The sequence below is a fragment of the Paenibacillus baekrokdamisoli genome, assembly GCF_003945345.1.
Lineage (GTDB): Bacteria > Bacillota > Bacilli > Paenibacillales > Paenibacillaceae > Paenibacillus_Z > Paenibacillus_Z baekrokdamisoli.
The window spans coordinates 6,262,999-6,285,878 of sequence record NZ_AP019308.1 but is presented as its reverse complement, the minus strand read 5'-3'; the positions used below and the strand labels follow the sequence as shown (position 1 = coordinate 6,285,878).

Below are 22,880 nucleotides of genomic sequence, written 5' to 3'. Positions count from 1 at the left end.
GCCGTATAAAAAAAACACCTGTTTTCTGAAAATTATTCCCCTATGGGCGTCCTCATCTTAATCATTTTATTTTCATGCGAATGCTATGATATACTGGGCCAAAAAGAAGGATGTGGCGCTGTGCTATTCTCCGAATATAAAGTCAGAGATGTTGTACTGAAAAATCGGATTGTCATGTCACCGATGTGTATGTACTCCTGCATCAATAAAGACGGTAAAATAACGCCTTTTCATCTCGTTCATTACACGACCAGAGCTGTCGGCGGTGCTGGACTAATTATGGTAGAGGCTACCTCCGTCACTGAGCAAGGAAGAATCTCCTATCAAGATCTTGGCATATGGGAGGATGGCCAAATCTCTGGTCTGCGGCAGCTTGTGCAGTTTATTCATGATTCCGGCAGCAAGGCTGCTATTCAATTGGCACATGCAGGTAGAAAAGCAACCATCGACGAACCCATAATCGCCCCTTCCGCGATTGCCTTCAGTGACAAGATGAAGACACCGGAAGCGATGACGATAAGTCAGATCCATGAAGCCATTGAAGCCTTTGTCAAAGGGGCACAGCGAGCGATAGAGGCTGGATTCGATATTCTAGAAATCCATGCGGCGCATGGCTATTTAATTAATGAATTTCTTTCTCCGTTATCGAATAAGAGAGAAGATGAGTATGGTGGCGATGCAGCAGGCCGTTACCGCTTCCTGAGCGAAATTGTGAGCGCAATTCGTGCCATCTGGGAAGGGCCAATATTCGTAAGAGTCTCTGCAAGCGACTATCATGAGGAAGGATTAAATGTAGAGGATTATGTGCAAATATCTGCAAACCTGAAAGAACAGGGCGTGGATCTAATTGATTGCAGCTCTGGGGCTTTAGTTTCCATGGCTCCACATACATACCCCGGTTATCAGGTTCCTTTTGCCGATAAAATCCGTAACGAGGCCCATATTGATACAGCGGCGGTTGGTTTGATTACTCGTGCCGTTCAGGCCGAGGAAATTCTGCAAAGCGGAAGAGCCGATCTGATCTTCTTAGCACGTGAGCTGCTTCGCGACCCCTACTGGCCGCGCACTGCGGCTAAGGAGCTTGGCGTAACCATTGAGGCACCTAAGCAATATGCCCGAGCTTGGTAATTGCTGAATCACGAATGGAATGGACAGCTACTCAAATTGATAGTAAATGGCGGTCTTAAGGCCGCGAAACGGAGGTGATGGCGTGGGATCACGAACATTTCAAATGCAGTGTACAGATGGTTCACAGCGGTTTGCTTGTGAATGGCAGCCTGAGAATACACAAAGGGTGAAAGGCGTTATCGGTATTATCCATGGAATGGGCGAACATATTGGTCGGTACGACCATGTGGCAGACATGTTCACTGCTAATGATTACGTTGTCCTTGGCTTTGATCAGTGCGGGCATGGACGTACGGAAGGCAAGCGTGGCCATACCGTCTCCTATGAGGCTCTCCTACTCGGAATAGATGGCATGCTGGCTCATGCTAGACACACTTATCCTGACGTACCTGTCTATTTGTTTGGCCATAGTATGGGCGGTAACGTCACACTGAATTATATCTTGCGACGCAAGCCTGCTATTGAGGGAGCCATAATAACAGGTCCTTGGCTAAAGCTCGCCTTCTCTCCTCCGCCGCTGCAGGTTGTTATAGCCCGAATCGTGGAGCGAGTTCTCCCTGCATACACAAGTAAAAGGCCATTAAATGTCGATCATTTGACCTCCGACCCTGGCATGATGGAGATGTACCGGAATGATACGCTCGGACATGGCAATATTACAGCAAGATTCTTCTTATCTATTCAAAGTGCTGGATTGTGGGCCTTGAAGCATGCTTCGGAATGGTCAATTCCTCTGCTTCTCATGCATGGAGGATCAGACCGAGTGACCTCCATTAACGCCAGCAGGCAATTTGCTCAAGCGGCCGGTCCGAACTGCACCTTCATGGAATGGACTGGATTCCAGCATGAGCTGCATAATGAGAGCAAACGCGAAGAGGTTTTCACTACTATGATTGGGTGGCTGGAGCAGCGGAATTCTTAACCTTATGATTTTGGCATCAGGTGGACATTATTCCTAGGTCGAAAACAGAGAGTCTATCCCAAAAGAATAAGAGAGAATGAGGTAGTCCAAAATCAAAACAAAACGCCCCAAGAAACCACTGAAAAGTGGAACTTGAGGCTTTTTGTCGCGAATTCCAGACTATTGAAGGGGGCTCAAAAAGCAAAAAAAACTTTTGAGACAGCCCGATCTCCGCATTCATGTTTCGCTTAATATTACGACCCATTCTAACATCAAAGGTGTATCACCAAATGGATTGCAGCTCCCAAGCGTCGAACGAATGGAGGATCGTGCTCCCTTGCCGTGAGAATAGCTTAATGCCTAGACTGTCCGGATTCGGGTAGATCCGGTTGGTTATTGTTTTGTGGCCACCGTTTATGAACAATTCTACCGAAGAACGGTCCAAGAACAAGTGCAGTTTCAACCGCCCGCGTTCCATCGGTTCAATGGTTAGCTCACTAATTCCACCGTCTCCTTGCCCCGATTGGTTGCGGTCCATAAGGAGTTGACCATTGCTGGTGCAGTAAGAGATTTCTGTATATTGACTATCATCCGCCGAACAGCGCAGCAACAGTCCGAACTCTTCTTCGTGAGAATCGCTTACTTCAAAGACCGCGACGATTTCGAGTGCGTCAGACTGGAGTGCATGCAGTCGCAGGACTGTATCGCGTTCAATCACCTGCCGCTCTAAGGAATGGTGTTTCCCTCTCAAAGCAGTAAGCTCCGCAACGGGCTCCATTGTGATGGTACCCTTCTCCGTCAGTTTCAGCTCGCGCGGAATGGTCATTGCGCCCATCCATCCATCTTCCTGCTCGGGCATCTTTGCACCCCAAATATTCATCCAGCCAATCATTATGCGGCGACCTTGATCATCGAGCAAAGTCTGCGGCGCATAGAAATCAAAGCCGTAATCGAGCCGTTCGGAGTATGCTGTCTCCAGCTTCCCCGAATCGTAATTAAATGAACCTGATAGATACATAGTTTTCGTTGAGCCCATATTCATCGGAGAGATAATGAGAACATGATTTGCCTCTCCCAAAGGAAACAAGTCCGGGCATTCCCACATATCGCCCATCGTACCATCGCTTTGCGCTGCTGCACCTGAATATTGCCAGTGGTGGAGACTGTCAGACGTATACAGCTGCACTTTTCCATGCCCATCCTTGCCGCTGCCAATGACCATGTACCACTTATCTTCATGCTTCCATACTTTCGGATCGCGAAATCCGAAGCATCCCTCCTCCGGTGGACCTGGAATAACTGGATTAGCTGCCTTCTCGAACTGGACACCGTCCTTGCTCACGGCTAAACACTGAACTTCGACTGGGTTGTTCCCGTCAACATGTCCCGTATAGATAAGCGTTAGCTTGCCATTATCATCAACGGCGCTTCCGGACCAGCAGCCATAGCCATTGTTGCCACTGCCCAGATCATAAGGCTCAGAAGGTGCGAGCGCAATCGGCAGATGCTCCCAATGAACGAGATCAGAGCTCTTGGCGTGCCCCCAATGCATCGGCCCATTATGGGGCTCAAAGGGATAATGCTGATAAAACGCGTGATACTCCCCATTAAATTGGATCAAGCCATTGGGATCATTCATCCAACCGGTTCTCGGCATCAGATGATAATGAAGCCGAAATCTGTCATTATCCAGAGCCGCAGCCAATTCGGCCGCTTTCTTATTTGCTAGCTCGAGTCGCTGCTCGTGCGTCAAGTTTTGCTTCGTTTCCATAATTACCTCCTGCATTCATCATGTGCTGATCTTGCGTTACTCTGCCCTACCATATCGATTTCAAAGGATAAATCTCTACACGTTCGAATACTGCGGTTCCTCCCGCAGCATAGATCTCCACGCCTAGGCTGCCTGGAGAAGGATAGATTAATGAAGTGAATACCTGCAGCCCATCATCAACGAATAATTCCACACTGGATGCATCTACATAACCGCGTATCTTAAGCTGCTTGCTTGAACGAAATCGCGATGCCTCGAACCGTTTGTTGAACCGCGCCGGATTCCCTGAGCGATCATAGATATCTGCGAAGCCTGACTTTGTCCGATCTAGGAATAGGAGATTCTCCGCGGGTGAGAACCCGGCTAAAGTTGCCTCCGATCCGTAGGTTCGCAAACGAAAGCCAAACTCCTGCACACACTGCCATGTGATGATCGCTTCGAATTCATAGTGTTCGCCTTCAAAATCAAGCGCGAGTGTTTCATCCGTAATGTTCACGGCATTTAGCTTAAAAGGCGCTTCCCGAAGAAGCTCCAGCTCCTTAATCGGAAGCTGAGCGAGTCTTACCTCTCCTTCTTCCTTGTGCAGCGCGAGAGACCTCGGTATAGACATCGCTCCCTTCCAAGATTCGGTAGGTGCATCGAATGGATATTTCCAATTGGACATCCAGCCCAGCCAGATTCGTCGTCCATCCTCTTGCAATATATCTGAATACGAGACCGCCGCATAGAAGTCCTGACCATAGTCGGTCCATCGCACCTGCTCGCCCGGCCAATCATTTACGAAAGTCCGACCATCGAACTCACCGACAAAATATTGAGCAGTCGAGCCGTCCGTCTCCTCATTGTCACCGATGCTGACATGCAGCACCCATTTCAGCTTTTCTGTATTCCCATCCACCGGCAGCGGGAATAAATCCGGGCACTCCCACACCGCAGCATGGGATCCCTGACCCTCGCCAAACTCGCTCTCGAACTTCCATTGAATCAGATCCAGCGAGCTGTAGAAATGAACCCGTTTATCCGCCGATACCACCAGGACCCACTTACCCGTCTCTTCATGCCAAATGACCTTCGGATCGCGAAAATCCTTCAAACCCGGATTCGGAATAACCGGATTTCCGGCGTACTTCTCCCACTCACGCCCACTGTCCTTACTGTAGGCGATGCTCTGCGATTGTAAGCCTTCCTTGAAATGCGTGAATATCGCGACAAGTCCAGCTTCGCCGCCAAACAAACCGCTTGTGTCCTTCCAATCCACAACTGCGCAGCCAGACCAGATATCGCCGAGCTCATCAGGAGCGAGCGCAATCGGCAAATGCTCCCAGTGCAGCAAATCCCGGCTAACGGCATGACCCCACTTTCCAGTGTACTGATAGAACTGGTGATACTCATCCTTATAAAAGACCATACCGTTCGGATCGCTCATCTGCCCTGTTGGCGGTGAAAGATGATATTGAAGTCGATATGATTCCTTATAGGTGGACATACTTCTCGTTCTCCTCTCTTAGGGAGATATACTGTTTTACCGAAAAGGCCCCTCTCGGGACAAGACCGATCAGGACCTCTCTGGTACGAACACTCTTACCTACTGTTTAATTATTGGGTTAACGTAATTTTGATGCCTTCTTCGAGCATGTTCTTACCATTAACGGCGAACGTTCCTACTGGTGATCCATCCTTTATCCCTTGCAATACAACACCGTTAGCATCAAAATATTTCTCTACACCGATCGGCGTGAACAAGATGTTACCAGCCAGCTTGTTAATCAAATCTACCTTCTCTTGCCCATAATTCTTTACATTCGCATCGGTAGCAACTTTGGATTCGTTCTCCGACATCATCTTGATGAATTCCGCCGCTCCTTGAGGATTTTTGGAAGCAGTCGGGATTGCCCAGCCAGACAGCCCTCCGGGTCCAGCATCTGTTGTACCTTTGGGACCTGTTGGAACCGGTACAAAATCAAGCTCGTAGTCGCTCTTGAACACCGTAAATCCAGACAAGCCGTACTCGGCTGTCATTGCGAGCTTACCATTCTTAAACTCTCCAATGAAGGAGTCGCCTTCTTTTGCTTTATCAATGTATTTGTCCTTCAGCAGCGCATCCTGCGCGAACTGCATCGCTTCCTTCACGTTCTCGGAATCATAGTTCGTCGTGATTGTGCCATCGTCGTTATAGGAAAGCAGCGTCTTACCATTCGAGCCAACGAACAGCGGATAGCCGCCATCCCACCAGCCGAAGCCGAATTGATCGTTCTTGCCGTCTCCGTCTGTATCTGCTGTCAGCTGCTTGGCAACATCACGGAATGAATCCCATGTCCAGTTGCCTTCTTTGTAATATTCAGAGGGTGTTTTGACCCCATTATTCGTGAATAGGGACTTATTGTAGTAAATGACGATTGGCGCTGCCGAAGTGCCAACAGCATAAGGCTTTCCGCCGAAAGTAAAGGTTTTCGAAACAGCGCTGTTCCACAACGGATCGGTCATATCGACATATTGGTCAATGGGTTGAACGATCTTCTTGAGCGGATAGACCGGGAAGTTCTGGTCATTTGCTTGCGCGATATCCACTTGATCTCCGGCATTAACCATCGAAATTAGCGTCGACTTCTGATCGCCCCAAGGGACAGCAACGACATTCACTTTACCGCCGAAAGCCTTTTCAAATTGCGGGATTGTTTCCCATACTGCATCGTAGGCAGCAGGATTGCTTTTCTTGTTCTCGTCATACTGCTCCTTGGACGTGTGGTACAGAATCGTGATGTCGCCATCCTTCAGTACTGGCTCAGCTGGAGCCGCATTTTTTGTTCCTGTGTTGGCTGAATTACCTGCATCTGCAGCGTTATTCGTCTTATTGGCCGCTGCTTTATCAGCATTGCCTGTGTTGTTTCCATTTCCGCAGCCTGTAACGGCCAGCATGGATGTTAAGGCAATTGTTAAAGCTGCTGTGGACAACGATGTTTTGTTTTTCATTGACTTGTTCCCCCTCGAATAAATGAATGAATGGAATCATGAATGCCATAAATAATTTGCTTGCTTAATGCTTGTTTACCTACCAATACAATCTTCAACCGAGACGGATGCTCTCCCTGGCATCGCCTCCTCTCCGAATGCGGAATAGTCTAGCGGAAGCAATTACTTAATGCCAACATGCTCCACACTGTCTGTAAAATACCGCTGCGTAACGAGGTAAAGCACAACAAGTGGAATGATCGAGAGCAGCATACCTGCCTGGATGCGAGTGACGACGACGAGCGGATCGCTGATCGTCTGCACGTTGACGACCGATTGCAAATCAACTCGCAGCGACGACAAGGCGATCGCGAAGTTTTTCTTCAAATTGCCGAGGAACAGATTTGACTGGTAATATTCGTTCCAATGCCAGACGAAAGAGAACAGGAACACCGTAATAATCGCGTTCTTCGCATTGGGCAGAATGACCCGGAAGAAGGTCTTGAACGGCCCGTAGCCATCCACGTATGCCGCGTCCTCCAGCTCTTTGGGCATCCCTTTGAAGAATTGACGGAAGATGAAGATGAACAGTCCTGATCGTAATCCCATCGCGAACAAGGATGGCAGATAGAAGGCGGAGTAGTGACCAATTAAGCTAATATGGTCAGGACCGCCGGTCACCGCCGACACAAGCTTCATCAATCCGAACCCGTCAAAATATTTCATCTCCGCATACAGGGGGAGAATGATCGTTTGCACAGGTACGATAAGCGTCAGGATCACCAGGGCAAACAGCATATTGGAGAACGGAAAGCGGAACCTCGCGAATCCGTAGGCAACGAAGGCGCAAGAAAGTACGTCAAGCAGTCCGCAGCCGACTCCAATATACATGCTGTTCTTGAAAGCATCCCAGAAATCCATGACCCGAAGCGTATCGGCAAAGTTCGCTAGGGAAAAGGTCTTCGGAATCCAGATGATACTGGGATCCATCGCCTCCTCGGGCAGTCGAAGCGCCATGCTCAGCATGTAGAGCAAGGGATACAGCAGCTGATACGCGAGTACAGCAAGCACGGCGAATCTGAGTATGGAAATGGCAGTCGACCGCAGTCGCTTCAGCTTTTTTCTCATGAGTAACCGATCGTTCACTTCGTTTCACCGCTTTCCTTTAGTCCTGTAGATAGACGATTCGTTTCTTCAGAAGCAAATACGCTAGACCCAGGAACAGGGCAATCGCAAGGCAATATAACCAAGCCAGCGCACTGCTGTATCCAAACCGAACCTGCGAGAAAGCCGTATTGTAGATCATCAGAATGACCCCGTTGCCGTAATCCGTGAATGTATCGATAATCGTATATACGGTGTTTAGCAGCATCATCGGCGTCAGCATAGGCAGCGTGATTTTCCAAAACTGCTCCCAGGGTCTAGCGCCTTCAATCGAGGAAGCCTCATACAGGTAGCCTGGAATGGCATGCAGTCCTGCGAGAAACAAGAGAACCTGGACGCCGGAGCGCCATGTCAGATCAAAGATTCGGGCAATGACATTGGAAACGATCTCAATCATTTTTGGACCAAACCCGAGCTCGATCAGTACGTTATTAATTCCTGCACCCCCGAAGAGATACACGCTCTCCACCCCGCCTCGCATTCCTTGCGAGAATACATCTTCCTTAAGAATCTGCATCAGAACGCCGGATGCGATAATAACCGGCAGGAAGGAGATGGCGCGCATGATTCCTCGGCCTCTGAACTTGTTCTTCAGCAGCACCGACACGAACAAGCTATAGATGAGAATGAGCGGCACGCCGTACAGGATGTTGACGAAGGAGTCAGCAGCTTGTCGAATGAATGCCGGATCTTTAAAAACCGCATAGTTATAATTATCCCAGCCGATAAAGCTGCCCTTCAGTCCATTCGGTGTCAGCTCTAAGTTCTGGAACGAGTAGCGTAACGAAACCAACAGCGGCTTGGCGAAGAAAAGCACAAACCCAAGCACCCAGGGGAGCACGAACAAAAATCCGTATAGTTGTTTTTTCTTTGGGTAGGACATCATTTGCAGTCTGCGGATCACGGTGTTCCCCCTCCTACCTGGATAACATAGCCACCCGGCGGGATGACTTGTTGATCCTTCTTAATGGGCTCGTTCGTATAATTGACCAGTACGGCTTTTCCATTAGCGAAGGTCGTTCGATATACGCCTTCACCAAGCTTCTCATGATGCATAATCGGCTGGCCTGCAATCGGCAGAAGCGCCTTATTGATTTCGTTATATTGCTTCTTTACATCGCTGAACCATGCTTGAAAATCGCCGCTGTAAAGGGAATCGAATTGGCTTCCCGCCAGGAGACTGCCGCTTCTTGCGATGAACCGATAAGCTGGATAGGTACCGGTCTCGATTAGCTTCAGCATGTATGGCTTGCTGTCACTGACCAGGTTGATCGGTTCCCCGAATGCAGGTATCAGTCCGCTGAGAGCAATGCTGTAGAAAGGAACAGACTCCTCTTCTACATCGAACCCGCTGGATGCAAGTGGAACATCCGTTAGGCTCTCCGCCCGAATAAACGTATAGGCATTGGGATGATCGAAGGATAAGCCGCCGATTCGACTAACTGCCGTATCCAAGCCACTCTCCCACAGCTGACCCGTCCCATCCTTGCTGAGCATACTTCGCCTAAAGTCGGAATACACGAGCGAGCCAATTGATTCCAGCGCAGCATGCTTTAATCCCTTATCCTTTGCAGCTGCCGAGAATCGGTCCAGCGCTTCATTGACGGATTCCGGCTTCAGTAAGTACCATGGGCTTAGCGTCTTATCCTTCGTTCCATTGCTTAGCAAATACTGATTTTTGACGGCTGGTGCACGGCTGATGCTCTTCGTCACATCAAAGAACTTATAGAATCCATTGCCGCCTTTATAGAATTTCACGGGATCGACAACCGGATAGAAGGCTACACCTCTGCGATCCATCTCTTGAATTAATCTCCGAAAAGCTTTATTGCCCCCTAGCTTGCTGTCAGCATCCAATGAAGTGAGCACTTTGCCATTCATTCCTCCGCTCGCCCAGCCTTCATAGCGAATAGCCAGATTATTCATTCCACTCTCGAACAGCTGCTGAGTAATCGCAGTGAGATCCTTGAATGAAGTTAGTACCTCTACTGACCGATAAGGAATGCCAAGAAAAGTCGTTCTCTTCTGGACGCCGCCTAGAAAATCGATCATGAGCGGTATGGTTGCCTGCTGCTTAGCTGTAACAGGCTTAACACCCTGATCATTTATCAAGTAATCGCGGTAACGCACCGCCATGCCGGAGTAATCCGCTTGCTGTCCATTAAGAAAGTAATACCGAACTTCGAAGGACTGTTTTCCTGCGATAGATTGCGAGCCCCGAACCACCTGCTTCTCATTGAGACTGCCTGCCATAAGGGTATTGGTCTCGAATTCGGTCATCGTGAAGGTACTTGAAACCGCATTGTATTGGTTACTCTTGCCACTTCCTTCCGCACTGATACCCGCTTGATAGGCGCCTTGGTTAATGACCGCTAGGAAAGCATGATCATTCCTCTTCAGACCGAATACGGGGAGGCGAATATCCTCCTTTACACGGGATTGCTCGGATACGTCAATGGCCTGATCACCACCGTAAACACGCTCGTTATAGCTTTTATATACGCTGTTGCTGCTGTTGAACTGTATTAATGCACCGCTGCCGTCTGGCACGAATAAATACCCGTCATCCTTCGTGCTGCCTGCGCCAAAGAAGGGGAGCAGATTAATCGCGACTAGACGATACTTATCACGCTGCTGGATACGATCCGATACAATTGTCGCCGTGAAGGCATCTTTCTTGAGCGCATATTGAACCGGTATAGAGAAGCCTGCCTTGGGAAAATCAAAGGTGATTTCGATTCCGTCCTGTATTTGCTTCCATGTAAAGGCCTTCTCCTTAATACTTCCGATGTAATTATTTAATTGAAAAGGTTTATTGAGTGGATCTACGTAATCAACAAGTAATTGTGCGTTCAAATCCATTTTCTTAATCCCTTTGGCAACCTTGTCGTTAGCTCGGTCAACGGGATTGCTCGACCACTTTGTGCTGGTCGATATATCCGTGACAGTGACCTCCGCTGTCTCCGGATTAAAGTCCAGCTGGAGCCCGCCGCTCTGTGCCACGCGGGCAGTGCCTCCGACCTGACTGCCTTGAGAAACGGTAAGAACGGCCGATTCCAGAGCGGCTTGCTCTGCCTTACCGGTGTTCGAATTCATAATGCCGGCAACAGCAGCAGCTACCGTAACGGCTAGAATACCTGCCAACAATCGTACTCTCATGTTCGTCCTTCCTTCCTTATCACTGTCCTAGCTTAGATGCGGAACAATAATTCGTTATAGATCGTCAGCAGGAACACGTAGGCCTGCTGAAACAAGGTATAGAAGAGCACCGCCAGAAACACCATAATGGCCATTGCTGCCACCGTTAGCAGCAAGGATTGCAGGTTGCGCACGAATCCATAATCATGAATCGTCTGCATGCCGATCAGCATGAGAATTCCACTCCATATCATCGCGATGACCATCATGTAATGGAGAAATGCTCCCTCTTCCTGCAGCATAACGTTGCTGAGCCAGGTAGTCAGAACCATCGCGATGATATAGGGAATCATCGCATAAGCGCTTACGATAGCGACTTGGACGGCCTTGCCTTCCCCTTCCATCCAGGTTGCAACCGCCCAGTTGCCCATGACCCAAAGTCCATAAAGCACAACGGTCTTCGCTGCGATGAGCCAAATATTCAGTGCATCCGGATCGTTTGTATTGAACGTGTAGCCCGTATCCTGCCTGATCAACACGGAAGCCAGGAAGAAAATGAATACGATAACTGCCGCTGCGACTCTAGAACCCTTGCCTTCCTCCTTCATCGCATAGAAACCATCGAACGGATGAAGCAGGCAGCGAAAAGGGTTTAATCTGCCTTGACTGGGCTGCATCATGCTCATGCACTCATCCCCTTTCGTCTGCTTCTGGAGGAGGCGAAGCGATAGCCTTTATATCCGTAATAAGCAATCACAAGCATAATAAGAAGTGACATGATCAGAGGCAAATGTGTGCGAACTGACTTAATCCGAATCTGTGCATACGTATCCGAATAGCCGGAACGATCCGCCCCCAATTTGTAATAGCGCATCGCCTCATCGTACTTGCCCTGTTTCTCCAGCGCCTTCGCCATGCCCACATAAGCAATTTCATTATTCATGTTGCGCTTGGCGACCTCTTGCCAAATAATCGCAGCTTCCTCATAGAGCCCTTGGTTATATAGAACCGTTGCCTTTCGCACCAGCTGTCCGTATTCCGTCCTGTTGAACCGGGTAATATTCCGTTTCCCCGCATCCAGCACAAGCACGGAATCCTGCCAATAGGCGACTGCCACCGGTTGTTGGAAGGTTCCCTTCTGATTCCCAAGAGCACCGAAGATAGCAATTGGGTTGCCTTCTTGGTCGTATTCAAAGACCCGCCCTCGCGTACGGTCCAGACCCGCGATGAAGCCGTCCTGATCAATGGCTAGATCAACGAAGGAGCTATCTAACTTAACAGCCTTCTTTACCGGGATTTCTTTATCTCCAAAGTCACTGTCCCCATCCTTCCCAGTAAGCACGTTATTACCGAGCGGGTTGAGCTTCTTGATTTCCTGACGGGAGTTTTGCGAGACGATTGTCGTCGTATAGACAAAACCGTCCTCGTCCATATCCAGATTGGAGTATTCGATCGGCAGCAGCTTGACCATCCCTTCTCGCTGCTCCTTGGACAAAATACTCTTCCAGAACGTCTCCACAACAACGGCAGGCGTTACCTCTACCTTATTGCTCCCGAAGTACCCGAGGAAATGTCCCTCCTTGTCGAACTGCATCAATCCGAAGAACTGGCCTTCCGAGAGCACATAGATACGCCCCGCATTGTCGACGGCAACTTTAACTGGCTTAAATTTAAAATCCTTCGGAATGAGCGGATGCTCCGGTTTCTCGATCACGAGATCCACCTGCTTGCCTTTGTTGATCCGAAGTACACGGCCATTTCCCTTATCCGCGATATAGAGCGTTCCATCATCGGTCACATAGGAGCCGGTCGGCCCTTGCAGGGTCGTTTCTTTTCCCTTCCAGATCAGCTTGTCGATCACATCGACCTTCTTGAAAGATGGATTCAAGACAACGATCCGATTATTCCCTGTATCCGTGACATAGATCGTACCTTGTTTAGCAACGAATAAATCCTGCGGCTCGTTAAAAGCACCCGCCCCTGCATCCATACCGGTATACGTTCCAGCAGGCAGCAAGCTATTGGGTGAGGCTTTGGATTGATTCCATTCGTTATATACATAAGACTTATAAGGGCCTTCCGCCGCATAGGCTTTTGTTCCAGAACCGCTAACGCCTAGCAGAGCAAGAAGCAGGACGACAGCGAGGACGACAGCGATATAAGCTTTGATAGTCATAGCTCCTCTCCTCCTCCCATCACTTGATTCCTGCGAACGTCATCGTCTCGACGACCTTGCGCTGCAGGAATACAAATACGAGAATAGGAGGAATCATGAGGATGACCGAAGCCGCTGCTCCCGCACCCATTCTGGCAACGGGATCACCTGCCACAATTTGCTCGAGTGCCATCCGGAAAACCTTCAACGACTCGCTGTAGATCAGTTCACGAGGCGAGTAGTTCCACAGATTAATAAATTGAAAGATAACGACAGTCAAGATTGCAGGCGTCGTATTCGGCCAAACAATACGGAAGAACGTCGTGAACTCGCTCGCACCGTCGATTCGAGCAGCTTCCAGAATGGCATCGGGAATTTGCTCAATGAACTGCTTCATCAGGAACAGGCCAAGCGAAGCACCGATCCATGGCAGAATTAATGCTGCGTAAGAATTCACCAGATTCAGCTTCGACATCAATACGAACTGAGGAATGAAGGTGACCTGCGGCACGAACATCAGCGCCATCACGATGATCGAGAAGATTATATTTTTACCTGGAAACCGGTGTTTGGCTAAGGGATAAGCGGCCATTGCTGCGAACACAACATGGAATATCGTACCGAGTACGGCAACCATCGCCGTGTTGAAGACATAGCGGAACAACGGTACCCACATGTTCGAAGCAAGCTGGAACAAATCACCGAAGTTAGCCAGCGTAGGCCTGGCAACCGAGAACTTAGGCGGAAACTGCAGCAGCTCATCAATTGGCTTGAGTGATGTAATAACCGCAAATATAAAAGGCAGTGCCGAGAACAAGGCGAGTATGCCGATAAAGCTGAATACTAGAATATTGCCTGTAAGCGAGCGTCTCGAATGAATACCGGCTTTTTTCCTGGTGAGCGAAATCAATTGTGAGACCTCCTTCGGGTCATATTCCCACTTTGTGGAGCAGTTTGGTTACGATCCGATTGGTTAAGACCATGATTGCAAATAGAAAAGCGGCCATTGACGATGCATAACCCATCTCATAGCGGATACTACCGTAATCCATGATATGGGTGACCATCGTTTCCCCGGCGTACTCCGTACTCGGGAAGCCCGCCAATTGAATGGAAACATCAGCGACGCTGAAGGAAATGACAATCTGCATAACAGCCCCGAATACGAGCTGGGGAATCATTGAAGGCAGCGTAATATACCACAGCTCTTGAAACCGATTCCGGATGCCATCAACGACACCCGCTTCATATAAACTGCTGTCCACCGTTTGCAAGCCCGCGACAAAGGCTAGGAAGCTGATCCCCATGCTCATCCACAGCTGAACGAGAATGAGGATGAAGAGCAAATGGTTCTTATCGAGCAGCCAAGCGACCGGCTCCTGCAGAAATCCCCATTTCATCAGCATTCCGTTCAAATAACCATAAGCATCAGGGCTGAAAATCAACCTCCACAACGGGTACACGGATACCCCGATAATCGTCGGAATGTAGAACAGCACCGTCGCAATTGATCGCAGCGTACGGGATAGATCATTAATGATCCAAGCGACCAGAAAGCTGAGTCCATAACTGATCGGCCCTGTAACGAAGGCGAAGAGCATCGTATTCTTCAGCGCGGTGATGAAGATATCATCATCCAAGAACAGCCGAATATAGTTATACCAGCCGACAAAGCGTGGAGGCTCGATCAAGTTGTAATAGGTGAATCCCATTACGACAGACAAGACGACCGGCAATATCGTAAACAAGATAAAAAAGATCATATAAGGCGTCATAAGCAAGTAGCTTTCCCGATGCTTCAGGAGAACGGCAGCCGCTCGGTTTATCATGGTTTCACCCCAAATTCATACCGTTTGCGCTCAATCTCTGCATTGATTTGGTTATTCCAATAGAAAAGACTTTCACGTGCATTTTCGTTCTGAAACACAACGCTGCGGAAGGCATTATCGATATTCCGCGACGTGTAATAACCCCCAGGCAGCTCCGGAATTTCCTTGACCTGCTGCCACTGTTCCATCAGAGCTTGCTGCTCCGCACGGCTCCAATTAGTAGCAGTGAATGCCTGAACGTTAGCCGGCGACCGCCGACCGAGTACACCCAGCTCGTTCTCAAGCTCTTTGGCGAATCTTGTTTGCGTCTCCGCCGTATTCCACCATTGCAGGAATGTCCACGCGTCCTTCTTGTCAGCTGCTTTTTTCAATATAATGCTCGCCGTTCCGGTCGCACCGGTCGAACGGTCGATGGTGTTATCCGCCTTCTTCACGCCGGGCATCGGAACCATCTTCCACGTTCCCGTAATCTCCGGAGCCGCCTTCACCAATCGGTTATACAGCTTATAGCTGCTGATGACGATCGGCATTTCCCCTGTGCGGAAGCGGTTAAAATCATCCTTGTACAGCGGATAATCGAACAGCTTGTAGAAATCGGTCCATTGCTTAAATGCCTTGAACGAGGACGGCTCGTCAAAACGTGTGGCTGTTAGATCCTTGTTATACACACCGCTTCCATTCTGCATAAGCAGAGAAGGCAGCAGATTCAGTGTTCCCATACCGCGGGTCAGCAGCTGGAAGGCATCTAAGTTCTCATAAGGCAATCCAATCTGCATGTTATGATTCTGCAGCTCTGGTGCAATCTTCATGAGATCGGCCCATGTTTGCGGTGCTTCAATGCCAAGATCCTTCAGTACATCCTCCCGGTAGAACATCATGAAGAATTCCTGTTCCTCGGGAATACCGTACGTGTGATTCTGGTACTGATAGGGCACCATTGCCGATGGCATATACTGCCCTGGCAATTGATCAAAGCCGGTGAATGGATCCAACGGCTCAAGCGCTCCACGGATGGCCAGATTCATCGTATCTCCGCGGCTTGTCAGCAAATTCACATCAGGTCCCTCTCCCGCCATAACAGCAACAACGAGGGAGTTCTCTACTAGATTGAATTGAACATTAATGCCGGTCTCTGGCGTAAAGGTCTCATCAATGAGCCGTTTGACGACATAAGCTTGGTCTCTGCCGAGTCCGGTCCATACTGTAATGGAACGTCTACCCGCCTTGTCATCACCCATGGAATCATAGTTTTCCAGGAATGATCCTGCGAACGCCCGCAGCTCATGAATGCCCTTTTGCAATACATTTGCTTCGGCTTTCGGCTTGTCGACGTCAGCTGACGCCACATAGAGGTAGTCAAGCTCGAGCGGTTGGCTGCTGACATTGAGCATCCAATCTGCCAGTGCCGTCATGTTCGTCTTGTAACTATCCAGCCGCTTCGGAATCGAATCCGGCCGATCGATGAAGCCTTCCAATTGACTCACGAGAAGCATTAACGACCGTGAACCATTATTATTGCTGCCAGTCAGCTTCTCCAGCCGACCCGCTTCCTCTTCCATTCGCGCCTTCAACTGCTGCAGATCTGCGATGAAACCCGGAATACTCTTATCCAGCTCGTAATCCCGGTACGTATCTGGTCTTACACTCGTAATCATGACGATCTTGCGATATATCTCTTGCAGCTCGGCAACCATACTCTTCACGCTGCTAATGGATGGCGCCATGTCGCCGAGCGTCACTTCCATCTTGATTTCATGTGTCCCTTTGGCTAGGTGAAAGAGGTACGGCTCTCCCGTTTCTTCGCCCAGTTCCTTGACTGCCCAATCCAGATGATAGGGAAACCTTACCTGGCTAAGCTCCGAGAAAGGAACCTCGCCATCCATATAGATCGTTCTCGATACAAAAGAGTCCTTGATTTTGTTCTGATGATATCTAACTCCGAGCTTATACCAGCCGTCCTCAGGCACTTCAAGCTTCCAGCTAATCCACTGGCCCGGTGTATCCCAATTGCTTCCGCCGATCGTATTAATTCGCATCTTTACCGGATCATACGGAGTTGTTAATGGACTTGTTCGATCCATTGTCGGAAACAATCCGGCCGAGGATTTCAAGTAAGCTTGTTCGGCCTGCACCTCGATCATCCCCTTACCTCCGTCGCTGGCTGACACCTCTGAAGACTTTGCCTGTCCAGCATGATAAGCGGAATAATCTTGGACTGCTGTTCCTTGGAACAGATGCAGGTAATCAATAACCGCCGACTCTCGTGAACTCGTTAGACGAATCACATGCTGACCTTGGGTCAAATCAAGAACAAGTGCTCCGCCACCAAGCTCATTGCCTGGTAGTGTGATTGTGGTATCCAGCCAGATAGACTGTTCTTCTTGCTTTGGTCGTAAGTCATTGCCTCGGCTTTGCTTGATCTTACCGCTCTCATCGCGCCAAACCCGATTTAATTTGAAGGGCTCGTTATTCTTGGTTAGCGGTTTGCCGTCAACCGAAATTTGAAATTCGATATCCTGTCCGCTTCCTGCCAGCGGATAATATCCGATGGACAGCTGGTATTTCGAAGCTTTTGTGATGTCGGCCTTCCATTCAACACTTTGGCCTTCCATCCATTCCAGGACGTGCTGACGGCCTTTCCATTCTGGCAGCAGCTTCGCGCTCGTCCCTTCCGTTATGGCATCTGCGGCCGGAATAATTAGACCATCCGCCTTGGGTTTGGCGTCCGTGTACGTATATGCTGCGGCTGCGCTGCGGCTTTGCTCCGAATACGAGCTCACTGTAATGACGGATACAAGCAATACGCTAAGAAGACAAACAGCAGTGGCCATTTTCCATTTCCGTTTCGTTCTCACTGTTGACCCCCGGGTATTGAAATTAGGAATGCAGGTTCATTTCTCGAATGACTGTATCTTCGTAAGTGCGTCTGCTGCCGTCCATAATGTCTTCGACGCTAATGGGCTGGCCGATATGAGCCGACTCCAATGCAGCGAATACGACGCTAAGAGCTTCCTGCCCCTTCTCCGCGCTAGATATTGGCTGCTTCTTGTCTGATATCGCTTCCCATAACTCCAAATAAGCATGCGCGAAAGGGTCCTTCATCACATCGGGAGCGTACGTTTCAATGATCTGTGCAAACGGAATTTGCTTGCCTCCCTCCAGCGAAAGTTGGCGGCCAGGCCGAAGACAGCCTTTACTCCCGTAAACGTAAACCCCGCCCATCTCCTCACCGTGAATGGCTGTAGCGCACATCCAATGACCAAGAGCTCCGTTATTAAATCGTAAAACCATTACCGCGGCATCTTCCCCAGTCGGCTGAATCGTTACGCCATTCCCTCTTCTCACCTTCTCGAAGATTTCGGTATACGCGAACACCTCGCGAATGCCGCCGATCATCTCCAGAAATGAATGTGTCCGATGAACCCCATGGTCATTTATCCAGCCCGCTCCCGCTTTTCCTTTCATATGCCGCCAAGGCGTCCCGCCGAAGAATCCGGTTGCCGCTGCGCTCGTTGCATAATCCAGTACGAGGTAAACTTGGCCCAACACTCCGTCTTGCACGGCCCTTGCAGCTGCAACATTAGCAGCACCCAGAACACTAGGCTCCGACAACGTCAGAATACGATCATATTTTCGTGCATCCTCAATCATCTGACGTCCGAATGATGGCGCAATCGCTAGCGGCTTTTGCATTTGCACATGAACGCCGGCAGCAAAACAATCTCCCGCGACGGAATGATGCAAGTCATGGGTAACAAGGACTGTGACAGCATCCAGTGATTCCTTGGCCAGCATCTCCTTGTAATCGGTATAGATTGCGGCATCCGTTCCTAACTGCGCTTTCACCTTACTTGAGAACTCCACAGCACGGGCAAGATTAATGTCACATACAGCGGTTATGTTAATCGCAAGGTAACCTGCTCTTCTTAGCTCGACTATCCCGTGCAGATGTGCATCCGAAATGCCACCGCAGCCGATAAATGCTAGATTCATCGATAATCCCCCCTGTTTCCTCGTTTCTTCACTCACTTGATTTCCTTACTTATGGTTATATCAAATCGACAATCGCATAAATTTCAATTTCCTCCGCAAATGACTTTCAATTTCATCAGTGGATTATCGAGCTGCTACGAATACGTTAAGAGAATAAGTAACACTGCCGTCATCGCTGCTCGCTTTAATCTCTGCTTTGCCCTCTTTCATCCCCGTCGCTATCGCCGTAGTACCCGCTGCTGATTTCACCATTACCACAGATTCGTCGCTCGATGCCCACTTCACTAACTGTTTCGCTCCTAGCGGAAGAATCGATGCAGCCAGTTCGAGCGTCTGCCCTTCCTTCATCTGGAGAATGTTCTTATTCACCACAATCCGCAGCGGCTGCTTCCCATCCGGATTCTCATCCCGCCAAACCGACTGCAACGGATAGAAGATCGCCTTGTCCAGCTTGACTGATCCACCCTTGGTGAACAGCTCCAGCCCATTGCTCGTTGCATCCGGAAAAATCAGGCTGGTTAGCACGACTTCTCCGTCGTTTGCAAACACCTCCAGTGTCGTATCATCGACGAAAATGCGCAGCTTCAGCTTGTTGTCACGCAGCTTCAGTGGCGCTGAGACCGCTTCTGCAAATTGATTCTCGAATGAGCTTTCACCAGCATTCATGCGGTCCACGACAAGCTGAGCCGTCTTAGTCTCATAACGAATGACCGTTTCCTGCTTGCCGCCTTCCCTAACCTTTATTCCAAAGGATTCGACGGCGGAGGTTGCTGTAAACTCCGTTTCCAGTTCAAAGGAGGTTCCCTTCACGTCCTTCAAAGGGTTGCTGCCACCCGGTTCCAGCTTCTGCTCCGATATCTTGACCGCCTTATCGCGCAAGGTATCTAATTCCCGGACTGGTTCTTGAATCAGTCGAATTCCTTCCCCTGGAATGTCCCGCAGCGTAAGCTCCCTCGGAATGGACATATTGCCTTTCCATATTCCAGTCGGTAGTGAGAACGGATAACGCCAATTGGACATCCACCCGAGCCAAATTCGGCGTCCGTCTTCAGCCGGAATGTCTGAATAAGACACAGCTGCGTAGAAGTCCCTGCCATAATCCGTCCACAGCTTGCTGTACGGCTTGTTATCATCCTTGAATGTCTTTCCATCGAATGAGCCGACAAAATATTGAGCCGTAGATCCCTTGGTTTGTGTGTTATTCCCGATGCTAACGGTGAGTACCCACTTCTTCTCCTTCATGCCCTCAACGGGAAGCTCGAACAGATCAGGGCATTCCCACACAGCTGCATGCGAACCATGGCCTAGGCCAAACTCACCTGTCATCTCCCACTTCTTCAAATCCGCAGATGTATAGAATCGGACTCGGTTATCAACCGAAACGACCATCACCCAAGAATGACTTGGCTCGTACCAGATTACCTTAGGGTCACGGAAATCCTTCAAGCCCGGATTAGGAATGACGGGGTTGCCTTCATATTTGGTCCAATTTCGCCCTTTGTCCGTGCTGTAAGCAAGGCTTTGGGACTGAACACCGTCCTTGAAATGCGTAAATATCGCGACAAGCCCAGCCTTACCGCCGAAGAAGCCAGTTGTATCCTTCCAATCCACCACTGCGCTTCCCGACCAAATATCGCCGAGCGAGTCTTTGGCAATTGCTAACGGAAGATGCTCCCAATGAACGAGATCCTTGCTGATTGCATGCCCCCATTGTCCGCTATGCTGGTAGAACTGGTGGTACTCCCCTTCAAAATAAACCATCCCATTGGGATCGCTCATATTTCCTTTCTCCGGCGACAAGTGATACTGCGGGCGAAATTTTTCCGTATAATAGGTCGGGTCTGGATTGAACGCAAATGCTGTCTTCGTCTGCTCCGCCTCCCTGCCACCTACCTTGACTATCACAATGGAGACCATGAATAGAATCAGTACAATAATCGCTGCGATGATGATAATTCGCGAACGTTTAACCCCGTTAGTCATAACAAACTTCCCCCATCCAAGCTGATGTTTTTCAAGACATGAAGTCATTGTACGGAATACGACGCCATTAAAATTTCACTTTGCTCGGATTCGTTCTTCCACTTTTCTTGGGGCTTGGGCATAAAAAAGAGGCTGAGTAAGGTGCAATCACCTGTAACTCAGCCCCATGTTATTTGGTTCTCTAACCCTTCGACTCACCTCGTAATTCAAGAAAAGCCCCTAAACGATTGTTAACCATCTCAATTATTAGTATTCAAGCTTGCTAAATACTGCTCGCGGTACTCCTTCGGACTTACGTTATAGAACTTCTTAAACGAGGTACTGAAATAACTTGAGCTCGAATAACCAACCAACGTCGCAATATCCGTCAGCTTCAACTCATTTTCCCGCAGCAGCTGCTCCGCCTTGCCCATCCTTAGCTTCGTTACATAATCACTGAAGGTCACGCCAGCATTCTGCTTAAACAAGCCTGATAAATAGTTTTCATTAATATGGAACATGTCCGCGAGAGAGGCGAGCGTCAAATCGTAGCAGTAGTTCTCCTCCACGTACATGCGAATGGCTTCAGCCATTTTCTGACCACTGGAAAACTTTGTTTTCCTGACTTCATCCATGACCATTTGCGCCAATGCATCGATCTGTTCCAGGATCTGCTCCCGAGACTTATGATTCCATATCGTCATCTGGCAATTCCACAAATGCTGCTGCAGGGAAGTCTCCCCCAGCTCGAATTTCTTAGCAACCGCATTGAATAACAAAATAATCCGGAAGGTCAGGAAAGTCACCGCAAACATCGGTGTGTCGCGGTTCACCGAGAAGAGCGCCCCTACATGCTTCTTGAAAGTCGACATATCCAGATTTTCAATGGCCTGCATTAATTTTCGCTCAACTTCAGGGGTGAACGCATGCGTCAGCGCAAGTGCGCGCGGATTCACCTTCACGCTTTCTTCGAAAATTGTGCTTTGACTCCAGGACAGCATACTCGAAGCATAGCCATTCTTAAGCTGCTTCAGCCCTATAATCGGCTCCCCAATTCCGATCACGCTCTCGCATTTCAAGTATTGCTTCACATGATGCTTCATGTCCCGAACAAACCGGTTCGTCCGGTCATTCTTCAAGGACGGCTCATCTTGCAAGACGAGAAAATGCAGAATAGCCGGATAACCGACATCGTGAAAGGGATACACCGCCTGCCACTTATCTGCCGTTTCTCTGCCCAGCATATGAAAAGCCAGATGCAGCAGATCCTTGCGTCCACTCCAATCTTCGAAACGCCCGCTAGGAATACGGAGTTCCACGGTGACAAGCTGCATAACGAGATGATCAAGAGCAAGCTGCGAGAGCTGCAGCTGCTGCAATCTTTCTTTGACCGCCGAGAGGGAGAACCACTCGCTCTTAACGAGCTGCAGCAGCATTTGCTCCTGCAGCACGAGAAGCTGCTGGCTACTCTTCAATTGATCTAATTGGGTTTCTTGTTTCATTTGACGCTCTTCCGCAAGTTCTTCCGCTATCTTGATCAAGAGCTCGGACAACTCGCTTCGAACAACTGGCTTTAATAAATAATCTTTAACGCCTAACTGAATGGCCGCCTTCGCGTATTCAAAATCCGAGTACCCAGACAACAACACGGTACGGAGCAGCGGATACAGCTCCTTGCTGTTCTTAATAAAAGTAATGCCATCCATCTGCGGCATACGAATATCCGAAATAACGAGATCGGGCAGCAAGCCCTCCGCAAGCTTCCGCAGCGCTTCTTCGCCATTGGAAGCTTCCGCCACGATAGTAAACCCGGCTGCCTCCCAATTGACCTTTGCTTTAATGCTATTGCGAACGCCCGCTTCATCATCGACAAGCATAACTTTATACATA

General features: G+C 49.3%; 16 protein-coding genes. 2 read left to right on the top strand and 14 right to left on the bottom strand.

The features are described 5' to 3' along the window. Positions 1–120: 120 nt before the first annotated feature. Both namA and EKN16_RS27630 read left to right on the top strand, forming a co-directional pair. Positions 121–1,128 (top strand): NADPH dehydrogenase NamA, encoded by a 1,008-nt coding sequence (namA, locus tag EKN16_RS27635; protein WP_269462716.1) that lies wholly within the window; start codon positions 121–123, stop codon positions 1,126–1,128. An 82-nt stretch (positions 1,129–1,210) separates the two neighbouring features. After that, a complete protein-coding gene (locus tag EKN16_RS27630) occupies positions 1,211–2,050 on the top strand; it encodes an alpha/beta hydrolase (protein ID WP_125664270.1) in 840 nt (279 codons plus the stop codon). A gap of 262 nt (positions 2,051–2,312) precedes the next feature. On the opposite strand, the gene EKN16_RS27625 is transcribed toward EKN16_RS27630, so the two are convergent. The 14 genes from EKN16_RS27625 to EKN16_RS27560 all read right to left on the bottom strand — a co-directional run bounded on the left by EKN16_RS27625 (position 2,313) and on the right by EKN16_RS27560 (position 22,879). Beyond that, the gene (locus tag EKN16_RS27625) at positions 2,313–3,800 is read right to left on the bottom strand and encodes a glycoside hydrolase family 32 protein (RefSeq protein WP_179955568.1); all 1,488 of its coding nucleotides are present in this window, start codon (positions 3,798–3,800) and stop codon (positions 2,313–2,315) included. A 46-nt stretch (positions 3,801–3,846) separates the two neighbouring features. Then, a complete protein-coding gene (locus EKN16_RS27620; RefSeq protein WP_125664266.1) occupies positions 3,847–5,286 on the bottom strand; it encodes a glycoside hydrolase family 32 protein in 1,440 nt (479 codons plus the stop codon). Between the two features lie 110 nt (positions 5,287–5,396). Then, positions 5,397–6,770 carry an ABC transporter substrate-binding protein gene (locus EKN16_RS27615; protein ID WP_125664264.1) on the bottom strand — a complete coding sequence of 458 codons (1,374 nt, stop codon included), beginning with the start codon at positions 6,768–6,770 and terminating at the stop codon, positions 5,397–5,399. Positions 6,771–6,932: 162 nt separating this feature from the next. After that, on the bottom strand, positions 6,933–7,877 hold the full coding sequence (locus tag EKN16_RS27610; protein ID WP_125664262.1) for a carbohydrate ABC transporter permease: 945 nt from the start codon (positions 7,875–7,877) through the stop codon (positions 6,933–6,935). A 37-nt stretch (positions 7,878–7,914) separates the two neighbouring features. Next, positions 7,915–8,817 (bottom strand): carbohydrate ABC transporter permease, encoded by a 903-nt coding sequence (locus EKN16_RS27605; protein WP_125664260.1) that lies wholly within the window; start codon positions 8,815–8,817, stop codon positions 7,915–7,917. Then, the gene (locus tag EKN16_RS27600) at positions 8,814–11,072 is read right to left on the bottom strand and encodes a DUF5696 domain-containing protein (RefSeq protein ID WP_125664258.1); all 2,259 of its coding nucleotides are present in this window, start codon (positions 11,070–11,072) and stop codon (positions 8,814–8,816) included. The genes EKN16_RS27605 and EKN16_RS27600 overlap by 4 nt, the downstream gene beginning before the upstream one ends. A 32-nt stretch (positions 11,073–11,104) precedes the next feature. Then, positions 11,105–11,737: a Yip1 family protein gene (locus EKN16_RS27595; protein ID WP_125664256.1), complete on the bottom strand. Its 633-nt coding sequence runs from the start codon at positions 11,735–11,737 to the stop codon at positions 11,105–11,107. After that, positions 11,734–13,227 carry a hypothetical protein gene (locus EKN16_RS27590; protein WP_125664254.1) on the bottom strand — a complete coding sequence of 498 codons (1,494 nt, stop codon included), beginning with the start codon at positions 13,225–13,227 and terminating at the stop codon, positions 11,734–11,736. The genes EKN16_RS27595 and EKN16_RS27590 overlap by 4 nt, the downstream gene beginning before the upstream one ends. Positions 13,228–13,246: 19 nt before the next feature. After that, the gene (locus tag EKN16_RS27585) at positions 13,247–14,116 is read right to left on the bottom strand and encodes a carbohydrate ABC transporter permease (protein WP_197719111.1); all 870 of its coding nucleotides are present in this window, start codon (positions 14,114–14,116) and stop codon (positions 13,247–13,249) included. A gap of 19 nt (positions 14,117–14,135) precedes the next feature. Next, a complete protein-coding gene (locus tag EKN16_RS27580) occupies positions 14,136–15,035 on the bottom strand; it encodes a carbohydrate ABC transporter permease (RefSeq protein ID WP_125664252.1) in 900 nt (299 codons plus the stop codon). Next, positions 15,032–17,890, bottom strand: coding sequence for an extracellular solute-binding protein (locus tag EKN16_RS27575; RefSeq protein WP_125664251.1), 2,859 nt, complete (start codon positions 17,888–17,890; stop codon positions 15,032–15,034). The genes EKN16_RS27580 and EKN16_RS27575 overlap by 4 nt, the downstream gene beginning before the upstream one ends. Positions 17,891–17,912: 22 nt before the next feature. After that, positions 17,913–19,028: a Gfo/Idh/MocA family protein gene (locus tag EKN16_RS27570; RefSeq protein WP_125664249.1), complete on the bottom strand. Its 1,116-nt coding sequence runs from the start codon at positions 19,026–19,028 to the stop codon at positions 17,913–17,915. Positions 19,029–19,151: 123 nt separating this feature from the next. After that, positions 19,152–21,011: a glycoside hydrolase family 32 protein gene (locus tag EKN16_RS27565; RefSeq protein ID WP_125664247.1), complete on the bottom strand. Its 1,860-nt coding sequence runs from the start codon at positions 21,009–21,011 to the stop codon at positions 19,152–19,154. Positions 21,012–21,250: 239 nt separating this feature from the next. Beyond that, complete coding sequence (locus EKN16_RS27560) at positions 21,251–22,879, bottom strand: response regulator transcription factor (RefSeq protein ID WP_125664245.1); 1,629 nt, start codon at positions 22,877–22,879, stop codon at positions 21,251–21,253. Between the last annotated feature and the right edge of the window lies 1 nt (position 22,880).